The sequence below is a fragment of the Gloeocapsa sp. PCC 7428 genome (assembly GCF_000317555.1).
GTDB lineage: Bacteria > Cyanobacteriota > Cyanobacteriia > Cyanobacteriales > Chroococcidiopsidaceae > Chroogloeocystis.
Genome location: NC_019745.1, coordinates 341,688 through 362,338, shown reverse-complemented (window position 1 = coordinate 362,338; position 20,651 = coordinate 341,688). Strand labels below are relative to the sequence as shown.

The window sequence follows — 20,651 nt, the reverse complement described above, 5'->3', positions numbered from 1 at the left end:
TGTTATGTCTAACTCAGAATTAGATCCTGTACGGGAAACACCAGACGATTACCGTCTGCTAGTTTCTCAAGTCGAACAGTTACAACAACAGCAAAATGTGCTTGTTAAGTATTTAACAGAATTAAAACGGCGCTTAGATAGCCTGAGTGAGCAGTTTGACAATCGACCAGAGCTACAGCAGATTACTAAACTGCAAGATGCATTAGCTAGACTGCAAGAACTCAACTTAACCCAATCTAACACTTTTAGCTTAGCCTCAGATCTCAATAACCAATTTATTCGTGACGACTTAGATACAGACGATCGCACCGATGAAGATACTGAACTAAATATCACCACTGAAGAATTTTGGCAGCGATATAATAATGGACAGCGTAATTTTTCCGGTTGTAATCTTGCACAAATTAATTTAAGTGGAGAATCTTTAAACGCGAGTGTCTGTAATTTTACTCACGCTAACTTGGTACAGGCAAACTTAAGCAAAGCCAATCTTAGTTTAGTAAATTTAAGTCATTCCAATCTAAAAGATGCTCAACTTTGTGAAGCAGTATTAGAACAGACAAATTTGACTGAAGCAAACTTAGAAAATACAGATTTAAGGCAAGCTATTTTCTCTAAAACCAAGTTAGGGCGAGCTAATTTAAGCGGTGCTAATTTAAGTGGAGTCAACTTATCTTTTCAGGTAGAACTTGAAGAAACTAACTTCAGTAGAGCAAATCTTAGTAAAGGAAATTTACAGAAAGCCAACTTTTATAAAGTTAATTTGCGCGAAGCGAATTTAAGTCGTGCTAATTTATTAGCTACTGATTTTACTGAAGCCAATCTTCAAGATGCGAACCTACAACAAGCAGTTTATGACTTGTCTACAATATTTCCTGAAGATTTTGACTTAACAGCAGCAGAAGCTTATCTGATTGCTCCTAGTACTGTTTTATCAAAGGCTAATTTAGCAGGCTACGACCTCAAAGAGGTTAGTTTAACTAAGGCAGATTTACGAGAAACAAACTTTTATACGACGAATTTGACTGGAGCAAACCTCAGTGAAGCCAACTGCGATCGAGCAAACTTCAGTGCCGCGAATCTCAATGGTGCAATTATGCTGCAAACAAGCTTTCGTGCCGCTAATTTGAGTGAAGCTAACCTGAAATACGCAAATTTAATTGCAGCGAATCTCACTGAGGCAAACTTAAGTAGAGCAAGTTTGGAGGGAGCAAATCTTACAGCAGCTAACTTAAGTCATGCGAATTTGCAAAACACGTATCTCAACAAGATAAACTTGAGCGGTGCTACTTTGATACAAGCTAATTTAGTTGGGATTGTGTTTCAAGGAAATCTTAGCGGAGCCGACTTGAGTGAAGCTAACCTATGTGGTGCAAACCTGAGTCAAGCTAATTTAAGTGCAGTGAATTTAGTATCAGTAGATTTGCGTGGCGCAGATTTAAGGAATACCAACTTAGAAAGAGCAAATCTTGCAGGTGCAAACTTGAGTGGAGCAAATCTAGAATCTGCGAGGCTAAGTGGCGCTACGATGCCCGATGGCAGTATACACGAATAAAGATAATTATGCGACGTGATGCGAAAAACCCCCGTCATTTATGCGACAGTTGACAGCGAAGAAAGTGTGGGAAGACTTTGTCAACTATCAACTATTGTTAGGTAATCGGGATGTTGCTTATTATTCTTTCTAATCGCTAATTACTATTGACTAGTTACCAGCCATTAAGTTAAGTTGATTTTTACCTATTTTACTGAGTAGCGATCGCCGCTTGCTCGCGAGTATTTCCCTGATACTGCATAATCGTCACTGTTAAAAAAGGAATCAGGACTGCGGCTAACTGCGAAATCCCAAACTTGAGTTTAAGGCTTTGGGGTAAGGCTTGCCAGGAGATTGGCACAAAACCAAAGCGAGTATAGTACAGAGCTAATCTGTTACCAACACATTCTAAGTAAAGCGGCTGCGTTGCTTGCGCAATCAAATGCTTAACTAAATAACTTCCTAAACCGCGATCGCGCCAAGCGGGTGAGACGACTAAACTACCCAGTTCTTGTACTGTATTGAAGTTGCGTAACTGTCCGCAAGCGACAATTTTTTGATGACACTCAATTACCCAAAACTGCGACCAATTTAATTGAGTTGGATCGAGTTTAGCGCTTAGCACCAATTTCCGAATCGTCCATAGGTCATTTCTAGCGGCTGGGCGTATCGAACATCCTGGTGGCAATTCCTGTTGCACTGTCAATCAACTACTAATATGGGTAAGGAATGCCTTACCGCTCTTGGTTTGCTCCTATTGTCTCATGTCAGCGAGACTTCAAACTTGATATTGCATTCTTCGTCATGGCGGCGATCGCTTGATCGGTTGCTTTTGGTAAGTGATAGTACTTTCCTCCGGCTTTTTGCGCCAGTTCTTTGGCAAATCCTGTCGAAATAAACTTACTTTCGGTATCAATCACAAGAAGCTGCATTCCTAAGGCGCGAATCCGCGCAGCAATATCTAGCAATTCGCCTTTGATATCAGGTTTTTCGCCTTCGATCTGGGGTTCACCCAGCGATCGCGACAAAGGAATATTAGCGCGTCCATCAGTAATCGCGACAATGACAACTTGACCGATATCGCCAGACATTTGGGCATTTGTTCCGGCGCGGACAGCTTGTGTTAAACCATGCGCTAGCGGCGAACCACCTCCACACGGCAATCTTTCGAGTCTTCTTCGGGCTGCGGCGATCGAACGCGTTGGTGGTAGTAGTACTTCGGCTTGTTCGCCTCGGAAGGGAATCAAAGCAACTTGATCGCGATTTTCATACGCCTCGGTGAGTAAGCGCATCACCGCACCTTTTGCGGCTTGCATCCGGTTGAGTGCCATTGAACCAGAAGCATCAACGACAAACACAACTAACGCCCCAGCTTTGCGCACTAACCGCTTGGCGCGAATATCGCCTTGTTCGACAATGACTTTGCGGTTGGGTTGGCGATCGTGACGCGCTTTTTGATAGGGGGCGGCGGCGCGGAGTGTCGCATCAACGGCAATACGGCGCACTTTACCTTTAGGTAACATTGGCTTAACATACCGCCCGCGATCTTCTGAAAAAATGACGCTGCGGCTACCGGCTTTACCCTGGCGTTTAGCCATTTGCGCAAAATAGAGAACACTGGGATCGAGAATCACGCCTTCCGGATCGAACACAAATTCTTCAGGAATACTCGGTGGTGTTTGTTCTTGTTCCTCTTCTTGTTCTTCTTGTTCGTCTTGTTCGTCTTGTGGTTGTTCGGATTGATCTTGCGGTGGTGGGGGTGGTGGGGGTGGTGTTTCCTCTTCGGGAGGCATTTGTATTATCGTTGCGCGGGGAACGATAACCAATTCCACCGCCCGACGTAAATCTTCGGCGCTGACTGCGGTGCGTCCATCGAGTGCGGCTGCGGCTTTGGCGACGCGGAGAGCAAATAATTCTGCGCGATGTCCTTGCACTCCGGCGCGGATGGCTTCATCGACGAGATAGGCGATTTGCTCGTGGCTGATGCGAACATCTTTTAACCATTCTCGCGCTAGGATAATTTGCGTTTTGAGGCTGTCGATGTCTTCGCTGTATTGCTGGAGAAATTCTTGAGGCGATCGCGCATAAGAAATCGCTTGTTCGACGGCTTGAACGCGTTCGTCGATTCCTAGGACTTCATCTGCTGAAAGTGCGATCGCAATGCGATCGAGGAGGTGTTCGCGGAGTGCGCCTTCTTCGGGGTTGTAGGTAGCAATAAAGAGTGGTTGACAAGGATGCTGAAAACTAATGCCTTCGCGTTCGATTTGGTTGCGTCCTTCGGTTAAAACGGTTAGTAGCTGGTTGCTGATGTTGTCATCGAGCAAATTAATTTCATCGACGTAGAGAACGCCACGATGCGCTTGGGCAAGTAATCCTGGTTGAAAAACGGTTTCTCCTTGTTTGACTGACTGTTCAACATCAACTGAGCCTAATAGCCTGTCTTCGGTGACGCCTAAAGGAATTTGGATAAACGGCGCGGGAATAACTTCGGTTTCCATTTGCGTGCGATCGCAGATGTCTCTTAACTGATCGTCCCATTCTTCGGGGCGGTTAGGATCGCAGTTACACATCGAACTTTTGACGATTTCAATTGGGGGTAATAGTGCGTGCAGGGCGCGTGCCATCACTGATTTTGCCGTACCGCGACGACCTGCGATCGCGACTCCTCCCAATCCTGGATCGACGGCTGCGAGTAGCAGTGCTAATTTTATGGCTTCTTGACCAACAACAGCGGTTAAGGGAAATGCTGTCACGGTTGAGGAGGTGTTGAGTACAGGCATTGTTTTTACTAAAGAGGGATTCGGAGGTTAGAGGTCAGAGGTCAGGGGTATTTTATAATAGGGGAATGATTGTATCTTGCATATCTTTGCGCAGATTAAAACATTCAACAGTACTATTTTGACGCTGATCTCTGATCCCCGACTTCTGACCCCTCATTAACTTCCATTGGTAAGATTACCGTGAATGTTGAACCGATTCCAAGTTGGGAAACAAGTTTGATTTCACCTTGCAAAAGTTTAACTAAGCGAGTAACGATTGCGAGTCCTAACCCAGTGCTGTCTGGGAGGTGCGATTTTGGAATGTCGCCAACGCGGTAGTAGGGGTCAAAAATTCTTGGTTGATCTTCGGGGGCGATACCAATTCCGGTATCAGTGACAGCGATCGCCCATTTGTCTTCTAATGCATAACATTTTACCGTTATGCTGCCTGCGAAAGTGTAACGAATTGCATTACTCACTAGATTTGTGACAATTTGCTGAAAACGTAACGCGTCTGTGATGACTTGTTTCGGAGCGTTTGCTAAGTCTACAGCGATCTGCAAGTTTTTTTCTTGCGCCATCGGTTGTAGCATATCTAGCACGTCTTTGATAATAACGCACGCGTCAGTAGGTGCAGGATGCAGCGTCATTTTCCCTGCTTCATACCGCGATATTTCTAGCGCATCATTAATTAGGCGCAGCAAATGTCTACCGTTACGCAATACGCGCTCGATATGTTCGATATTTTTGAAGTTGTCTTTGACTTCGGTTTTGTTTTGTAGGCGGATAAATAAGTCGGAATAACCAATAATTGAAGTTAAAGGATTTTTGAGTTCATGCGCAAGGTGTGAGAGATTTTCTTGATTTGCCCGAATTAAGCGTGTCAGTTCTTGATTGTGTAGTGTTAACTGCGATTGAAGTTGCTGTAATTCGCGTAGGCGCTCATCTACATAACTTTGAAAACAACGCGCGATCGCATCATCAACGACTGCATCGACAAGGCGAAAAACTCGAATCACTTCTGTTGACGAGACTTGCTGTAATTCTGGTTCTAAGGCTAAGAATATTGCTCGTCTTAGTAAACGATACTCGCGGGCAATTTCCAGTGGGTCAAAACCTTCTTCCGCACGGTGAATGCCGTGTACTAAACTTGCCTCAATCAGGGTTTGAAGATCATCCTCTGTCGTTTTTGATAGCACTGTCGCCATAGCTTTGAGGACATAAGGTACGTGATTGCGTATTGCTGTGTAGCACATACCTTCAGTACTTTCAATCTGCCGATCTCGGCGTACAACTTCTACCCAGTTTTCGATAATTGTGTCACTTTTATCAAGCAATATCTGGCTAAAATCAAACATTTTGGCAGCATCTAGAACAGCGCAATGAAGCAAGGTATACTTGTCTTAACTTAGTGCAATCACACGACAATCGCCCACCATTTTTTCAGGTAAGTACCCTAGCTTAGATGAGCAGCGATCGCAACTTTACTTTATGGATTTACTACCAAAACATATTTCGCTTTCACTAAGCTTGATAATTTTGTATATCTATGCTAAAATTCATAAAACTTATTAAGAGTAAGTCAGCCTAATTCAGTAGCTCACTTGCAGCATTTGGTCTGAAATGAGTCTGGAGCGGAGGAACCAAACCCTAGGGGCGTATCTGTAAATTACAGAAGGATAACTCTCTATCCTAGCCCGTCAGCTAACTTCGTAGGCGTTGAGAGGAGACTGAAGAGTGAGCATTTAAGCTATTTGCTCTCGTCAGTATTCCTGGCTGGTACTGCTTAATCTTATTGTGCCTGCTTCTGGCTCTGAGGGAGTTTCATAATAATGTTTAATCTGAATCTTGCTGTCTTAGCGGTTGCAGGACAGAGTAGCTGGAAAAAAATACGACCAGTGGTCTTGCAGGATGTTGTCTTACTTCCTGCGGCTGGTTTTCTAGGCATCATCATCTTGTGGTGGTTTGTTGCCACTTTCTTAACAAATTTGATGCCTACTCCATTTGAGGCACTTGTTGCTAATTTGGACTACATTATAAACCCCTTCTACCGACAGGGACCAGGAAATTTAGGGCTTGGCTGGTTATTACTTGCAAGCCTGAGAAGAGTACTGATTGGTTTTGGACTGGGTGCTTTAGTCGCGATTCCGATTGGTTTTCTCATAGGGATGTCCAAGCAAGCCTCACTCGCACTCAATCCTTTGATTCAAATTTTCAAACCTGTATCGCTACTAGGGCTGCCTATTTCGTTATTGCAGCAATCCCAACAATCGAGAAGAAGTTGCCGAAATTATTACAAATAAGTCTTTTACTGGTGCCAAGCTGAATTTGACTCGCGCAGCAATTGTCGGCGAATACAATTACGGCAGTTTTGATAACCAAAAAAGAATAGTGCGATCGGCTGATACAAGTATTTTCTTTGATTTACCAGCTAATCTTGCTCAAATTCCTCACGATCACTCAACATTTATGTGGCAATCAGAAAGTATTTGGTTAATGACACAATCAGCGCGCTGGGGACAAATCAAATCAATTCCTAAAAACGCTGAAGAACTCGCTCGAAAAGCATGGAGAACCGATCTCTACCGAGAAATTGCAGATGAAATGGGAATTGAATGTCCCAAAGATGATTTCAAAATTGTACCTGCTACCGCTTTCATTGATAACAAACCTTTTGATCCTAGCGATCCGGTAGGTTATCTCAATAGTTTTGAAATTCGTGCTAATCGTCCTCACTCTTTTTTCCTAACTTAACGAGCAATAAGTTCCTAGTTAACTAAGTGACACATTAGTTTTAGAGGCTTTATAGATGAAATCCACTTCTTATCAAACTCAGCATTACGAACAAATTTTCAATCGTAATGGATTTTTGGAAGTTGAAAACTTAGTGAAGTCTTATCCTACATCTGATGGAGGTGAATTTGTTGTTCTTGACGGTATTAATCTAACAATCAATGAAGATGAATTTATTTCAGTCATCGGTCACTCTGGTTGTGGTAAATCAACACTTTTAAAAATCGTTGCTGGATTAGAAAAACCGACTTATGGCTCTGTACGTCTTGATGGCAGAGAAATACGTAAACCTGGTGCTAAATTCGCAACCATGCACTCAACTTCCTAGAACGCTATTTTTCCCAAGACGAATAAGATAGCACTCTTAAATAGATTATAAATTCTCTTTTCTTTGTGTACTTTGAGTGCTTTGTGGTTTGTTTTCCAAAAAATCTATCCGAAAATCATGATAAGTTGATACAACATATAAGCAGCTACACCCTATTTAGACGATACTTGAATTTAGTTTATCCTAACACTTCTGTTATAGTTAATTTACCTGAGACAATGCAATGGCAAGCTGGCAAGCAATATTTAGCTCAATAATATTTATTAGTGTAATTGTCTTAATTATGACAGAAAAAATGCACCTAACTATTGCAGCGTTTTTAGGTGCATTGCTGCTAGTTTTTGCCAACATCATGACATTGGCAGAAGCTGTTACTTATATTGCCAGAAGCTACTCAACACTAGCATTATTTTTTGGAGTAATGGTATTAGTCAGAGCTTTTGAACCAACAAAAGTATTTGACTATCTCGCTACTCAAATAGTTATCTTAGCTAAAGGACAAGGTAAACGTCTTCTACTCGGAATCGTTGCAATTACAACTCCTATTTGTGCAGTATTACCGAATGCTACGACGGTGATGCTACTAGCACCGCTGATTCCTCCAATTGCTGAGGATGTAGGAGTTAATTTTGTTCCTTTGTTGATTTTGATGGTATTTGTTGCGAATAGTGCGGGTTTATTAACGTTGGTAGGAGATCCAGCAACATTTATTGTTGGCGATGCGGTGAATATTAGCTTTATAGATTACTTAGGACGCTTGAGCTTAGGAGGAATTATTGCAGTAGGAGCAATCGTATTTATGCTACCTTATTTATTTCCTAAAATTTGGCGGAAAAAGTTGGATAGCTTAGAGCAGTTACCGCATCCTCAGATTAATCATCCCCGCGTTTTAACTTTAGGAATTGTTCTTATAGCCTTTGTACTACTATTCTTTGCTATCGGAGAAATGCTCCCAATTCCAATTTCGCCTGCGGCAGTAGCATTATTGGGAGCCGCGTTAGCTTTACTCCTTTCACATCATAGCAAAATTGAGACAGTTAATCATATTTTAAGGGACGTAGATTGGAGTACTTTAATATTTTTCATGTGTATATTTGTCATAATTGGAGGCTTAGAAAAAACAGGGGTCGTTAGTAGTATATCTGGAGTTTTAGCATTTATTTTGGGTAGAAACATTGCTTTGGGCTCACTGGTTCTATTATTTTTAGTAGGAATTTTATCGAGTGTAGTCCCAAATATTCCGCTGGTTGTTGCAATGGTGCCATTGCTTAAAGAATATGTCGTTAATGTAGGATTAGCAACACCAGAAATATTACAGCCAGGCTTTCATGGTGAGTTACCGCCCGAAGTTTTGCCATTATTTTATGCGATGATGTTTGGTGCGACGCTTGGTGGAAATGGGACGTTAGTTGGGGCTTCTTCTAATATCGTTGCAGCAGGGATTGCGGAACAGCATGGGCGACGCATTTCATTTCATACTTTTTTGCATTATGGTATTCCAGTGATGATTGTGCAGTTGATCGCGGCTGCATTATTTATTTCGATTCGCTTTTTGATTTTTGGATAAGTTACCTACGCTGCATACAATAAGCTTGAAAAGCTAGAATGGTAGTATGTCTCAAGCTTTTACCTCTACTGTGGCTTCATCTTCTACACGCCCAACATTTATCCTTGTAGATGGGCATTCGCTAGCTTTTCGTTCTTATTTTGCATTTGCTAAAGGGCGTGATGGTGGTTTGCGCACAACAACGGGAATTCCGACAAGCGTGTGTTTTGGCTTTCTCAAGGCGTTACTAGAAGTCATGGCGGCGGAAAAGCCGGAAGCAATGGCGATCGCATTCGATCTCGGATTACCAACTTTTCGTCACGAAGCCGACGATACATATAAAGCAGATCGCCCAGGGACGCCAGAAGACTTTGTTCCCGATCTCAAGAATCTCCACGAATTACTCGATGGCTTGAACTTACCCATTATCACTGCACCAGGCTACGAAGCCGATGATGTGCTAGGAACACTCGCGCAAAAAGCAAGCACAGCGGGGTATCGAGTGAAGATTTTGACAGGCGATCGCGATTTATTTCAACTTGTCGATCCGCAAAAAGATATTAGCGTTCTCTATCTTAGTTCCGAAGCATTGAAGCGTTCTTCTACAGGAATTAATGAGTTTAGAACCGAACAAGTTAAAGAAAAGATGGGAGTATTACCATCACAAATTGTCGATTTTAAAGCACTTTGTGGCGATAAATCTGATAACATTCCTGGCGTTAAGGGTATTGGTGAAAAAACTGCAATTCAGCTACTCAATCAATACACATCGCTCGAGCAAATTTATGCTTCTTTGGGCGAAATCAAAGGCGCAACGCAAAAGAAACTAGAAGCAGGGAAACAAGACGCAGAAAAATCTCGCTACTTAGCAACAATTGTTGTTGATGTACCGCTAGATATTGATTTAGAAGCAGCAAAGTTAACAGGTTTTGATACAACAACTCTTAAACCTATCTTAGAAAAATTAGAATTTAAATCTTTTCTAGGTAAAGTTAACGAACTCCAGCAACAGTTTGGTGGGACAATTCCAGAAGACGAATCAGAAGATACACCCGACTCAAACTTCATTGCAGTACCAACATTTGAGAGTGACGATTTGTGGTTTTTTAGCGCGGAAGATACTGAAGCAAGTCAAGAACAAGAACAACCGCTTGCCAAAATCGCTCCGCAAATCATTGATACGCCTGCAAAATTAACGAAATTAGTAAAACAATTACAAAAACATACCAACACAAAAACACCTGTTGCTTGGGATACAGAAACAACAGATCTTGAACCACGCGATGCGCAACTTGTAGGAATTGGTTGCTGCTGGGGAAGCGAACTCGATGCGATCGCATATATTCCCCTGGGTCACACAGCAGGAGATAATTTAGATACTGCAACGGTATTATCGGCATTACGCCCGATTTTAGAAAGCGCAGAATATCCGAAAGCGTTGCAAAACGCTAAATTTGACAGGCTAGTATTGCGGTGTCAGGGAATTCATCTTAGAGGTGTCGTGTTCGATCCGATGCTAGCAAGCTATGTTTTAGATCCTGATACGAGTCATAATTTGAGCGATCTAGCGCAGCGCTATTTGGGTTTGACATCAAAAAGCTATGCTGAGTTAGTACCGAAAGGAAAAAATATTGCAGATTTAGACATTCCTACTGTTGCAGACTACTGCGGTATGGATGTTTATGCAACTTATGGATTAGTAACCAAGCTACGCGCAGAACTAGATAAAATTCCAGTATTACACAAGTTATTACTCGAAGTCGAACAGCCGCTTGAACCTGTTTTAGCCGAGATGGAATATACAGGAATTCACATCAATACGGCGTATCTGCAAGATTTTTCTAAACAACTTGAAAAAGACTTAGCAGCAATTGAAGAACAAATTTATGCAGTTGCAGAAGAGAAGTTTAACTTAGGTTCGCCAAAAAAGTTAGGTGAACTGTTATTTGATAAGTTGAATTTAGACCGGAGAAAGTCACGAAAAATTCAAACAGGTTATTCAACTGATGCAGCAACATTAGAAAAGTTGCGCGACGATCATCCGATAGTAGAAGCGATTTTAGAGTATCGCACTTTATCTAAATTAAAGTCAACGTATGTCGATGCGCTACCTGCATTAGTGCGCCCAGATACGCAGCGAGTGCATACAAGTTTCAATCAAACTGCAACTTCAACAGGGCGATTATCTTCTTCTAACCCAAACTTACAAAATATCCCGATTCGTACAGCCTTTAGTCGGCAAATCCGCAAAGCGTTTATTCCTGAATCTGGGTGGATATTAGTAGCAGCGGATTATTCGCAAATTGAGTTACGAATTCTCGCGCATTTGTCGCAAGAACCTATCTTAGTAAAAGCGTATCAAAACAATGAAGATATTCATACTGTAACCGCGCGATTATTGTTTGAAAAAGATGCGGTAACTTCTGAAGAACGCCGCTTAGCTAAAACAATTAACTTCGGTGTCATTTATGGTATGGGGGCGCAGCGATTTGCTAGAGAAACAAAGATGAAAGCTGCGGATGGTAAGGTGTTTATTGAAAGGTTTAACCAGCAATATCCGTTAGTCTTTGAATACTTGCGGCGGATGGAACAAGAAGCCATAGCCTATGGTTATGTACAGACAATTTTAGGACGACGGCGGTATTTTAATTTCACAAGCGATCGCTTACGCAAGTTACGCAACCTCAAACCTGAAGATATTAACCTTGATGAAATTCGCGGTTTAACTGCAAATGATGCTGGGCTACTCCGCGCGGCGGCTAATGCACCGATTCAAGGTTCGAGTGCGGATATTATTAAAATTGCGATGGCGCAACTGCACGAACTATTGCAAAATTACCAAGCGCGATTGCTACTGCAAGTTCATGATGAATTGGTGTTTGAAGTTCCGCAAGACGAGTGGGAAGAATTACAGCCAAAAATTCGCTCAACAATGGAATCTGCGGTGTCGTTAAGTGTACCGTTACTTGTCGAAGTGCGTGCGGGTGAAAACTGGATGGAAGTTAAGTAGTCACGCGCCTGATTCATAAGTTTAGTATGTCTATTTGATTGTAGTAAAGTGTATCAAAGAAGTTATGAAGTCACGCATTAAACGATGGAGAAAGTCGCTGGCTTGGCAGATTCCTAAGCACATCGTAGAGGAATTGTCGTCAGAGTCAAACGATGAAGTTAATTGTCGTGTTGAAAATGGCAAGATTGTTATCAAGCCAGTCTCGAAGCAAAAAGACTATACGCTAGACGAATTGCTAGCTCAAATTATCGAACAGAGTGAGGAAGTTAGTTGGGGTAAACTAGAAGAAAATGAGGTGTGGTAGATCATAGCAGAGGTCAGAGTTAAATTCCCCTTAGGGAAATCACTATGAGCTTTGATAATGTCCTAACTCTATTGACCATGGCTATACATTCCACAGCGCGTCATTTCATTCGACTAAGCTTTGCCGTTAAAACCGCAGCTACACAGACAATTGACAACCCTCATTTTTCTGTTAATCCACGCACCATCTGGACTTCGTTTATCTAGCCGCGACCTTAGTCGCCAGGCTAATTCAATCAATAAATAATTCAAATACCAAAAACACAAATCTATAAGTTAATCTAAGCATAATCGCTCATCAACACCACACGCAGGAGGAAGCTTAGATGCAGCAGCCGTTGAAGTCCCCGTTAAATTGGTACGAAGCGTTGAATCGTAATCTGCTTTTGCGTAGCTTAGAAACAATTCAAGACTTGATTGTCGTTTCGCTATGCATTGGTTTATTCTGCGTGATGATGATTCAGCTTAGGGGCATATTTTATTTAATGTTGCCACCGCTCAACTTCCACGAAGTCACCGCAGATATTTTGTTTTTGCTGATTATGGTGGAGTTGTTTCGCCTCTTGATTATTTATTTGCAAGAACAGCGTGTATCGATTGGCGTTGCTGTAGAAGTATCGATTGTCTCAGTACTGCGTGAAGTGATTGTGCGGGGAGTTTTGGAAGTTCCTTGGAATCAAATGCTTGCAGCGTGTGCTTTTTTACTTGTTTTAGCTGCGTTGTTAATCGTACGAGTTTGGATTCCACCAACTTTTGAAGGTATTGACCCTGAACAGCGATACGTCAAACACTATCAAGGGGAGAATAAATCTAGTGGTTAGTGGCTAGTGGGAGGTGTGGGGAGTGTAGTAGAGACTAAAATGCTATTTTTCCCTCATACCCTACTACGCTTTTGCACCTGTTCACTCATCGACGAAAAACTCATTATCTGATTCAAGACTATTTCTTCTCGAACCAGCGATCCAGATTGGTTGAGTCAATGCCATAGCCAGCATACCCAAAGCGGCACTAAACGCTAGTACCAACCCTACCGGAAGTTGAATTGATTGAAATGTCACAAATCGCAAAGAAACTGGGGTGGCGTTTTGTACGGAAATAATTGCGATCGCCACTACCCAGCCTGCGAGAATTACAATCGTGAGCAGATTAGCAAGAGTTCTCATAGAAGCAATTAGCTATGAGGAATCCTTTCTAGTTTATCGTTAATCGCCAGGTCTAGACTGTTACAGGTTCGAGGTGATTAATTGTTTGTTCCATTTGAGTTGCGATTTGATTGAGTTTATCTGCTGAAGTTGCTTCGATGTAAACGCGCATCAGTGGTTCAGTACCCGATGGACGCAATAGTATCCAGCTACCCTCTTCGAGGTAAAGCTTAACGCCATCTTTGCGACCAACTTCTTTAACTTTAATTCCAGCAACGTTTGCGGGTGGGTTGTTCGTAAACGAATCGATGACAGCAGCTTTGTGCGCGTCGTTGAGATGTAAATCTAAGCGCTTGTTTGATAATGGTCCATTAGCCTCACTAATTGCTTCTTCGACTAACTGACTTAAAGGTTTTCCTTCGTAGGCGATCGCTTCTGCAACTAACATATCGGCTAAAATTCCGTCTTTTTCGGGAATATGTCCAATTACGCTTAAACCGCCTGATTCTTCGCCACCAATCAACACGGTAGTTTCGCGCATTTTTTCCCCGATGTATTTGAAGCCTACGGGAGTTTCATAAATTTCTAAGCCGTAACTTGCGGCTAAGTTATCAAGTAAATGCGTTGTCGCAACAGTACGCACGATCGCGCCTGATTTACCGCGATTTTTGACTAAATGACGCGCAAGTAAGAGTAAAACAGTGTTTGGGGTGAGAACGTTTCCTTGTTCGTCTACAATTCCAAAGCGATCGCTGTCACCATCGGTTGCTAAACCTAAATCGGCTTTGTCTTTTTTCACGGCTTCGACTAATTCAATCAATTGTTCGCCTTTCGGTTCAGGCATTCCGCCGCCGAAAAGTACATCACGCTGTGCATGAAAAGTTTCTAACTCACAACCGCAGTGTTCTAACACGGTGTCTAAATAACCGCGCGATGTCGAATACAGCGCATCGTATTTGACTTTTAACTTAGCGTTACGAATCTTCTCAACATCGATGAGCGTGTAAAGAAACTTAAGATATTCGGGTTTGGGATCGAAAGTTGAAATTTTATCTTTCCAATTGCCACTGACAGGTGCATCGTCTGCACCGGAGATATTTGCCACAATAGTATCAGTAATCTCAGGAGTGGCAGGACCAGCGTAATCAGGAATATACTTAATCCCACAATAGGGTGCCGGATTATGACTGGCAGTGAACATCAATGCACCAGCACTATTTAAGTGACGGGCGTTGTAAGCAATTACTGGGGTGGGACAATCCCGATCCGTAATTTTCACACTCCAACCCTCTGCTGCTAAAACCTCAGCAGCAGTGTGCGCAAACTGGTCAGCGAGAAAGCGAGTATCGTAGGCAATAAGAACCGGTTGGTTTTTGTTGTAGGCGGTTTCCAGGTATCTGGCGATCGCCCGCGTTACTTTCCGTACGTTGGGGAAGGTAAAGTCATCAGCAATAATACCTCTCCATCCATCGGTGCCAAACTTGATCTTGCTGGAATTGTTACTAGCGCTCATTTTTTGCCACTCCCTGTCGTTCATCATTAATAGTACAAGAAGCTTATTGTTTCTCACGTGTCACAGTAACTTTTGTTGCTTCCCTTACTGAACCGCCAGACAATGCTAAACTCTGGGCGACCCTTTGCCAGCTACCACCTTTGGTCTTTATTTGCCCCAGCGACAGGGCAAGAAAGATGGCATTGTCAAATGAAGCGGGGTTTCATCAAAGCGCGGCAAAAAGAACCGTTAATCAAATCACTCCTAGCTAAAGTTAGTCCACCACAACGAATTGGGTTACTTGCCCAAAAGGGCGTTTACGAATTTCATCATCATCGTCAATGGTTAACTCAGCCTGATGGTGTCGAACAAGTTGCCCAACTGCTAAAACTGAGTAAATCAAGTATTGAGATTCAGCAACGCGTTATTCAAATTCTCAAAAACTACTATCATCGTCCAGTTTTACTTGGAAAACATATTATTCAACTCACCAGCGGTGATGAAGGATTTCCGCAGCCAATTGTGATTCATCAAAAAAATTATCAATTTCGGCTGTATGCCACGATGGATTGTGTGTTTATCGAAGCTGATAAAATTTTGCACATTCTCGATTTTAAAACGGGTAGATCGGCTTTTGACGAGCGTCAGGCGCTTGTGTACTTACTCGCAGCGCGCTATCTGTATCCTGATTATCAAGCTGTTGCTTCATTCTACAACTTAGAACGGTGTAAAAACTCTGAGCTAATCAGCGTGACTTCTAAACAACTCGACGCTGTAGAAGATCAACTAGCACAAGTGGCGCTCAAGCATCAGCAAGATATGTACCATTATCAGCAAAATCCTCACAATTTCAGTAAAATTTTTCCGCCTAACCCTGGCAATCACTGCCGTTATTGTCCATTTAGTAGTATTTGTGAATTTTCCGACGCCAAGCACTCTAAATCTTAATCGCTGTCATCTGCCGAAGGAGATAAATTTGGTAGCGCCAAAGCGATTTGGTAAATTTGACTGCGCGAAAGCGAAATTTCTTTTGCTAACTGACGACTCGCTTGCGATCGCGATATCCCCTGCGCCATGATTTTTTGTAACTCCGCTTTAATTTCTGCTTCAGTTAAATGGAGTTTACTCGGTGGAACTCCCGCAACAACAAGCGTGTATTCGCCTTGCGGTTCGCGTTGGTTGTAGTGCGCGATCGCATCCGCAATACTTCCGCGCCAAAATTCTTCGTATAATTTAGTTAACTCGCGCGCTAAGACAATTTGCCGATCTTGTCCAAAACAGTTCGCGAAATCTTGCAGCGTCTGTCGCAAGCGATGCGGCGATTCATAAAAAATCATTGTCCGCGATTCGGTTTCTAAAGCTGCTTGGCGCTGCTGCCGTTCTTTTCCTTTAGCAGGTAAAAAACCTTCAAACACAAATCGATCTGTCGGTAATCCTGCTGCACACAATGCGGTAATCACTGCACTCGCACCAGGAATAGGGACAATGGAAATATTTGCAGCAATACACGCTTTCACAAGTTCATAACCAGGATCGGAAATTCCAGGCATTCCCGCATCTGTAACAAGTGCGATCGCTTTTCCTTCACTCAACTTCTGCACCAATTCAGGAACGCGACTGTGACGATTGTGTTCGTGATAACTTAGCTGCGGTGTCGCAATTTGAAAATGTTGTAACAACTTTCCTGTATGTCTTGTGTCTTCTGCTGCAATTAAGTCTACAGATTGCAAAATCCGCACTGCGCGGAAGGTGATATCCTCCAAGTTACCGATAGGTGTCCCTACTACATAAAGTATTCCGGTTTCTGCTGCCTGCATCGTGTTTCTGGGGTTAAGGATAGTACCTATTAGAATAGTCAGAGTAACTTGTATATAGTGGATCTACCGATATTGTTGAGCAATAGTTACGGCTTAAACATTTTTTTCAGTGAAATCTCGCTAGGAGGGTGACAACTATGAGTAATAAACTCACAGTCGGCGTATGACTTTTACTCTAACTAAATATCTTTTGGTATAATTATTGCGTCTATCTCAAGTAGATTAATAAAAAATATTGAAAATTGATTTAAAAGATTGAGTGATGCATGATAGTATTTCAAGTTGAAGAATACTAATGTAAATTTAGTTTATCCTGGTTATCAGTTTATATAAATTTATTATAAAGAAAATTGTTTTATCTCAATACCAGGAACTCAATTATTCATACATAAATCAAGAAATTTATAGATAAAGGGTAAAAGCATTCAAATGTTTAGTTTCAAGCGTAGATCCTTGTCCAGCTTAGTGGTTGGGCTAGGAGTAATAACAAGTGGATTCACACTGACATCGCCAAAACCTGCTGTAGCTCAATATCCTTATCAATCTACTTTATTTTACGATCTCCAAGGAAATTGGGCGAATTCTTGTATCGTCAAATTAGCCAATCAAGGAATTATAAATGGTTATCCTGATGGTAGCTTTCGCCCAATGATGTATATTAATCGTGCTGAATTTGCAGCAATAGTAGGCAAAGCTTTTCCTCAAATTCCTCGGACACGCAGGCGAGTAGAATTTAGAGATGTTCACGTATATGACTGGGCACATCATCATATTGCCGAAGCGTATCAAAGAAACTTTTTATCAGGTTATCCAGGAAGAGTATTCAAACCAAATCAACGAATCACTCGTTCTCAAGTTTTAGTTGCTTTAGCGAGTGGATTGAATTATGTTCCTAGCAGAAATGTTGCCTCTACATTGAAAACAAATTTTGCCGATGCTAACAAAATTCCTCGGTACGCCCAAAGCAAAATAGCAGCAGCAACCGAAAGAAGTATTGTTGTTAATTACCCTGATGTGAGGTTTCTACATCCTAATAAGCAAGCAACACGCGCAGAAGTAGCAGCATTCTTGTGTCAAGCTTTAGCAACTCCTAGCGAAGCGTCTGTCATTCCGCAGCAGTATATAGTGAATAATCCAATTCCATTAACGGCTCAGTTTCCGTACTAAACCACAGTATAATAAGGGCTAGTGATGAGTAGTTAGTCACTTTCACTTATCAGTAAATAACCAAATTTAATATTAAAATTCCTTTGTGTGCTTCGCGCCTACCCTACGGGAACGCTACGCTAATGTGGTTCAAATATGCGTCAGAAATCTATCTTAGGGCTATTTATTGGATTAATCACGATAGATTTCATTTATCAAGCAAAATCTGTTCCCCGTAGTAATCAAAAAATAGTAGCAACTGATTATGCTGTAGCTGCTGGTGGTCCTGCGACAAATGCTGCGGTCGCGTTTAGTTATTGGAATCGCGCAAAACTAACAGGTGTAATAGGTTCGCATTCACTCCGAAACTTGATCGTCGCAGATTTAGAAACTTATCAAGTCATAATAGAAGATTTAAATCCTACACAACTAGAACCGCCACCAGTATCCTCGATTATTGTTACAGAAACAACAGGAGAACGAGCAGTTGTTTCAATAAACGCGGTAAAAACTCAAGTGACTCGCGATCGCATTCCTGAAGATATTTTACAAGGAGTCGATATTGTTTTAATTGACGGACATCAAATGGCAGTTGGAAGTGCGATCGCCCAACAAGCTAAAGCAAATCATATTCCTGTTGTCATCGATGGTGGAAGTTGGAAACCTGGATTTGAAACCGTCTTACCGTTTGTAGATTATGCGGTGTGTTCGGCAAATTTTCATCCACCAGGCTGCAAAAACACAACAGAAGTATTTGCATATCTTACCGATATTGGTATTCCCCACATTGCCATCACTCAAGGAGAAAACCCAATTCAATACCACGTGAATGGTAAGTATAATAGCATCGCAGTTCCTGAAGTCAAAGCTGTTGACACCCTAGGGGCTGGTGATATTTTTCACGGTGCTTTTTGTCATTATATTCTGCAAGCTAGCTTTCCTGACGCTTTAGCCGCTGCTGCGCGTATTGCTGCTTCTTCTTGCGAATTTTTTGGTACGCGAAGATGGATGCAACAATAAAATACGCTTCGACTGAAGTCGAGGCTACTTAAACAAAGTGTGCCTGCGCGCACTTCCAGCAAGAGTTTTATTATTGAGTAACTCCACGGAGGTAGACAGGGTTGGTCTAGCAGCGAATTCATTCGCCAAGCTTATAAATCATTAATCTGTTTAAGTCATAATCGTGGTAAGCAGCACCCCGATAGGTAGCTTAACTATGACACTCGCTACACCACAATACCCTACTAGAGATATTACTGATACATCACAAGAAGTCGGTGTTTCAATTAATTCATTGGAAGAGTTCATAACTTGTCCTGTAGATAATGCAGAATGGGTAGATGGGCGGGTAATAGAAAAAACAGGAATGACGGTTAAACACGGCGTAATTCAAGGAAGACTATCTTACTACTGGAGAAGTTACGTGATGTCCAATGGACTAGGTGGGGAACCTTGTACAGAAGCACCGTGTCGCACTACCAAGCAAGTCCGTCGTCCTGATGTAGCTTATATTACTCCTGAATTACTCGCTCAATTTGGTCAACCTGCAACTTTTTCGCAAAGTTTTCCTTTAATTGCTGAAATTGCTTCGCCGACAGATTTGGCGGAAGAGTTATTTGCTAAAGCTAAAGAATATTTAGCGTCAGGTTGTGCAGAAGTATGGTTAGTATTTCCTGAAGCACAATGGATATTAACTTTGACTCAAAATCAGCATTTGTGGTTTACAGCCGATGAAGTCGTCAGCACTCAAGTTGTGTTGGCAGGTTTTAGTATTCCTGTACAGGAACTTTTAGCTTAGCAAATTAATTGATTGAGATATCTAACGAAACGAAGGCAATGGGCTAAAATCTAGGGGTTCATCGACGCTGGTGGCATAATGAAGGATCTAGAGGAAATTTTAGCGATCGCGCGTTCCGTAGGTTGGGGAGCATCGTATTTGTTACGCTCTTATTACCAAGCGGATATTAATGAAGGTAATCTGGAAATTAAAGACAAAAAAGATGGTCCTGTAACTTCAGCAGATCTTGCGGTTAATCACTATATTTTAGATAAACTCAAGAGTAGCTTAGGAGATGAAGACTTTGCTTACATGAGCGAAGAAACTTATAAGGCGCTATCTCCTGAGTATTTTAATAAACCTTGGGTTTGGATTATTGATCCTTTAGATGGAACGCGAGACTTTATTGACAAAACTGGCGAATATGCAATTCATCTTGCTTTAGTTAAAGATAAACGCCCTGTGCTGGCAATTGTTGCGTGTCCAGAGTTAGAAAAACTTTACTATGCAAAACTTGGTGGTGGTACTTTTGCCGAAACGCGTGATGGTGGAGTTAAGCCGATTAAAGTTTCAGATCGCAACCAAGCTGAAGATTTAACTTTAGTTGTGAGTCGCACACACCGCGATCAGCGCTTCAATCAATTATTAGAACATCTTCCCTGCAAGAAACAAAAATTTGTCGGTAGTGTCGGCTGCAAAATTGCCACAATTATTGAACAAGAAGCAGATGTCTACATATCTCTTTCTGGAAAATCTGCACCGAAAGATTGGGATATGGCTGCACCAGAATTGATTCTCACCGAAGCTGGCGGACAATTTACGCACTTTAACGGCGATCCTTTGCAATACAACACCGGAGATGTGAATCAGTGGGGTGGTTTAATGGCAAGTAACGGTCATTGTCACGCGCAACTGTGTCAAGAAGCCGAAAGAATTCTAGCGCAGATAGACGGTTAATTAGTCACGCGGATCATGTTGTTGCAGTTGAGTTGATAACTCATTCC

General features: G+C 42.0%; 19 protein-coding genes and 1 riboswitch. Of the genes, 13 read left to right on the top strand and 6 right to left on the bottom strand.

The features are described from left to right. Positions 1-4 precede the first annotated feature (4 nt). Positions 5-1,555, top strand: a complete 1,551-nt coding sequence (locus tag GLO7428_RS01605; protein ID WP_015186806.1) for a pentapeptide repeat-containing protein — start codon at positions 5-7, stop codon at positions 1,553-1,555. 190 nt (positions 1,556-1,745) lie between these two features. Here the strand turns inward: GLO7428_RS01605 and GLO7428_RS01600 are convergent, their stop codons facing one another. From GLO7428_RS01600 to GLO7428_RS01590, 3 genes are all read right to left on the bottom strand, one after another. Next, a complete protein-coding gene (locus tag GLO7428_RS01600; protein ID WP_015186805.1) occupies positions 1,746-2,234 on the bottom strand; it encodes a GNAT family N-acetyltransferase in 489 nt (162 codons plus the stop codon). A 67-nt stretch (positions 2,235-2,301) separates the two neighbouring features. Then, entirely contained in the window at positions 2,302-4,314 is a 2,013-nt protein-coding gene (gene bchD, locus GLO7428_RS01595; RefSeq protein WP_015186804.1) for a magnesium chelatase ATPase subunit D, read from the bottom strand. 113 nt (positions 4,315-4,427) lie between these two features. Continuing rightward, entirely contained in the window at positions 4,428-5,684 is a 1,257-nt protein-coding gene (locus tag GLO7428_RS01590; protein WP_196797441.1) for a sensor histidine kinase, read from the bottom strand. A 209-nt stretch (positions 5,685-5,893) separates the two neighbouring features. Beyond that, a riboswitch (cyclic di-AMP (ydaO/yuaA leader) is annotated at positions 5,894-6,027 on the top strand. 98 nt (positions 6,028-6,125) lie between these two features. Here GLO7428_RS01590 and GLO7428_RS01585 point away from each other — a divergent pair. The 7 genes from GLO7428_RS01585 (at position 6,126) to GLO7428_RS01555 (ending at position 13,094) form a co-directional block, all read left to right on the top strand. After that, on the top strand, positions 6,126-6,596 hold the full coding sequence (locus GLO7428_RS01585; protein WP_196797440.1) for a hypothetical protein: 471 nt from the start codon (positions 6,126-6,128) through the stop codon (positions 6,594-6,596). Positions 6,597-6,621: 25 nt separating this feature from the next. Next, on the top strand, positions 6,622-7,047 hold the full coding sequence (locus GLO7428_RS01580) for a hypothetical protein (protein ID WP_196797439.1): 426 nt from the start codon (positions 6,622-6,624) through the stop codon (positions 7,045-7,047). A 55-nt stretch (positions 7,048-7,102) separates the two neighbouring features. Continuing rightward, complete coding sequence (locus GLO7428_RS01575; protein WP_041918479.1) at positions 7,103-7,414, top strand: ATP-binding cassette domain-containing protein; 312 nt, start codon at positions 7,103-7,105, stop codon at positions 7,412-7,414. Positions 7,415-7,637: 223 nt separating this feature from the next. Further along, positions 7,638-8,981 carry an ArsB/NhaD family transporter gene (locus tag GLO7428_RS01570; protein WP_015186802.1) on the top strand — a complete coding sequence of 448 codons (1,344 nt, stop codon included), beginning with the start codon at positions 7,638-7,640 and terminating at the stop codon, positions 8,979-8,981. Positions 8,982-9,051: 70 nt separating this feature from the next. Then, positions 9,052-11,970, top strand: coding sequence for a DNA polymerase I (gene polA, locus GLO7428_RS01565; RefSeq protein ID WP_369792523.1), 2,919 nt, complete (start codon positions 9,052-9,054; stop codon positions 11,968-11,970). Positions 11,971-12,034: 64 nt separating this feature from the next. Next, complete coding sequence (locus tag GLO7428_RS01560) at positions 12,035-12,274, top strand: PemI-like suppressor (protein ID WP_015186800.1); 240 nt, start codon at positions 12,035-12,037, stop codon at positions 12,272-12,274. A gap of 325 nt (positions 12,275-12,599) precedes the next feature. Then, positions 12,600-13,094, top strand: a complete 495-nt coding sequence (locus GLO7428_RS01555) for a phosphate-starvation-inducible PsiE family protein (RefSeq protein ID WP_015186799.1) — start codon at positions 12,600-12,602, stop codon at positions 13,092-13,094. Between the two features lie 81 nt (positions 13,095-13,175). On the opposite strand, the gene GLO7428_RS01550 is transcribed toward GLO7428_RS01555, so the two are convergent. Together GLO7428_RS01550 and GLO7428_RS01545 are read right to left on the bottom strand one after the other, a co-directional pair. Beyond that, the gene (locus GLO7428_RS01550) at positions 13,176-13,436 is read right to left on the bottom strand and encodes a LapA family protein (protein WP_015186798.1); all 261 of its coding nucleotides are present in this window, start codon (positions 13,434-13,436) and stop codon (positions 13,176-13,178) included. Between the two features lie 52 nt (positions 13,437-13,488). Further along, on the bottom strand, positions 13,489-14,928 hold the full coding sequence (locus tag GLO7428_RS01545; protein WP_015186797.1) for a phosphoglucomutase/phosphomannomutase family protein: 1,440 nt from the start codon (positions 14,926-14,928) through the stop codon (positions 13,489-13,491). Positions 14,929-15,030: 102 nt separating this feature from the next. Here GLO7428_RS01545 and GLO7428_RS01540 point away from each other — a divergent pair, with 102 nt between their 5' ends. Then, positions 15,031-15,855: a PD-(D/E)XK nuclease family protein gene (locus GLO7428_RS01540; RefSeq protein ID WP_015186796.1), complete on the top strand. Its 825-nt coding sequence runs from the start codon at positions 15,031-15,033 to the stop codon at positions 15,853-15,855. Here the strand turns inward: GLO7428_RS01540 and rsmI are convergent. Next, positions 15,852-16,724: a 16S rRNA (cytidine(1402)-2'-O)-methyltransferase gene (gene rsmI, locus GLO7428_RS01535; protein ID WP_015186795.1), complete on the bottom strand. Its 873-nt coding sequence runs from the start codon at positions 16,722-16,724 to the stop codon at positions 15,852-15,854. The genes GLO7428_RS01540 and rsmI overlap by 4 nt on opposite strands. Before the next feature lie 453 nt (positions 16,725-17,177). Between rsmI and GLO7428_RS01530 the strand changes: the two genes are divergently transcribed. The 4 genes from GLO7428_RS01530 (at position 17,178) to GLO7428_RS01515 (ending at position 20,604) form a co-directional block, all read left to right on the top strand. Beyond that, positions 17,178-17,891, top strand: coding sequence for an S-layer homology domain-containing protein (locus tag GLO7428_RS01530; RefSeq protein WP_196797438.1), 714 nt, complete (start codon positions 17,178-17,180; stop codon positions 17,889-17,891). Positions 17,892-18,026: 135 nt separating this feature from the next. Further along, positions 18,027-18,890 carry a sugar kinase gene (locus GLO7428_RS01525; RefSeq protein WP_015186793.1) on the top strand — a complete coding sequence of 288 codons (864 nt, stop codon included), beginning with the start codon at positions 18,027-18,029 and terminating at the stop codon, positions 18,888-18,890. A 196-nt stretch (positions 18,891-19,086) separates the two neighbouring features. Beyond that, positions 19,087-19,668, top strand: a complete 582-nt coding sequence (locus tag GLO7428_RS01520; protein WP_015186792.1) for a Uma2 family endonuclease — start codon at positions 19,087-19,089, stop codon at positions 19,666-19,668. 78 nt (positions 19,669-19,746) lie between these two features. Next, the gene (locus GLO7428_RS01515; protein WP_015186791.1) at positions 19,747-20,604 is read left to right on the top strand and encodes a 3'(2'),5'-bisphosphate nucleotidase CysQ; all 858 of its coding nucleotides are present in this window, start codon (positions 19,747-19,749) and stop codon (positions 20,602-20,604) included. Positions 20,605-20,651 lie beyond the last annotated feature (47 nt).

What these genes read in the sequence shown, in the direction of transcription:
- GLO7428_RS01605 (WP_015186806.1), top strand. Translation starts at nt 5, where the DNA reads ATGTCTAACTCAGAATTAGATCCTGTACGGGAAACACCAGACGATTAC.
- bchD (WP_015186804.1), bottom strand. Translation starts at nt 4,314, where the DNA reads ATGCCTGTACTCAACACCTCCTCAACCGTGACAGCATTTCCCTTAACC.
- GLO7428_RS01585 (WP_196797440.1), top strand. Translation starts at nt 6,126, where the DNA reads ATGTTTAATCTGAATCTTGCTGTCTTAGCGGTTGCAGGACAGAGTAGC.
- GLO7428_RS01575 (WP_041918479.1), top strand. Translation starts at nt 7,103, where the DNA reads ATGAAATCCACTTCTTATCAAACTCAGCATTACGAACAAATTTTCAAT.
- GLO7428_RS01570 (WP_015186802.1), top strand. Translation starts at nt 7,638, where the DNA reads ATGGCAAGCTGGCAAGCAATATTTAGCTCAATAATATTTATTAGTGTA.
- GLO7428_RS01560 (WP_015186800.1), top strand. Translation starts at nt 12,035, where the DNA reads ATGAAGTCACGCATTAAACGATGGAGAAAGTCGCTGGCTTGGCAGATT.
- GLO7428_RS01555 (WP_015186799.1), top strand. Translation starts at nt 12,600, where the DNA reads ATGCAGCAGCCGTTGAAGTCCCCGTTAAATTGGTACGAAGCGTTGAAT.
- GLO7428_RS01550 (WP_015186798.1), bottom strand. Translation starts at nt 13,436, where the DNA reads ATGAGAACTCTTGCTAATCTGCTCACGATTGTAATTCTCGCAGGCTGG.
- GLO7428_RS01545 (WP_015186797.1), bottom strand. Translation starts at nt 14,928, where the DNA reads ATGAGCGCTAGTAACAATTCCAGCAAGATCAAGTTTGGCACCGATGGA.
- GLO7428_RS01540 (WP_015186796.1), top strand. Translation starts at nt 15,031, where the DNA reads ATGCTAAACTCTGGGCGACCCTTTGCCAGCTACCACCTTTGGTCTTTA.
- rsmI (WP_015186795.1), bottom strand. Translation starts at nt 16,724, where the DNA reads ATGCAGGCAGCAGAAACCGGAATACTTTATGTAGTAGGGACACCTATC.
- GLO7428_RS01525 (WP_015186793.1), top strand. Translation starts at nt 18,027, where the DNA reads ATGCGTCAGAAATCTATCTTAGGGCTATTTATTGGATTAATCACGATA.
- GLO7428_RS01520 (WP_015186792.1), top strand. Translation starts at nt 19,087, where the DNA reads ATGACACTCGCTACACCACAATACCCTACTAGAGATATTACTGATACA.
- GLO7428_RS01515 (WP_015186791.1), top strand. Translation starts at nt 19,747, where the DNA reads ATGAAGGATCTAGAGGAAATTTTAGCGATCGCGCGTTCCGTAGGTTGG.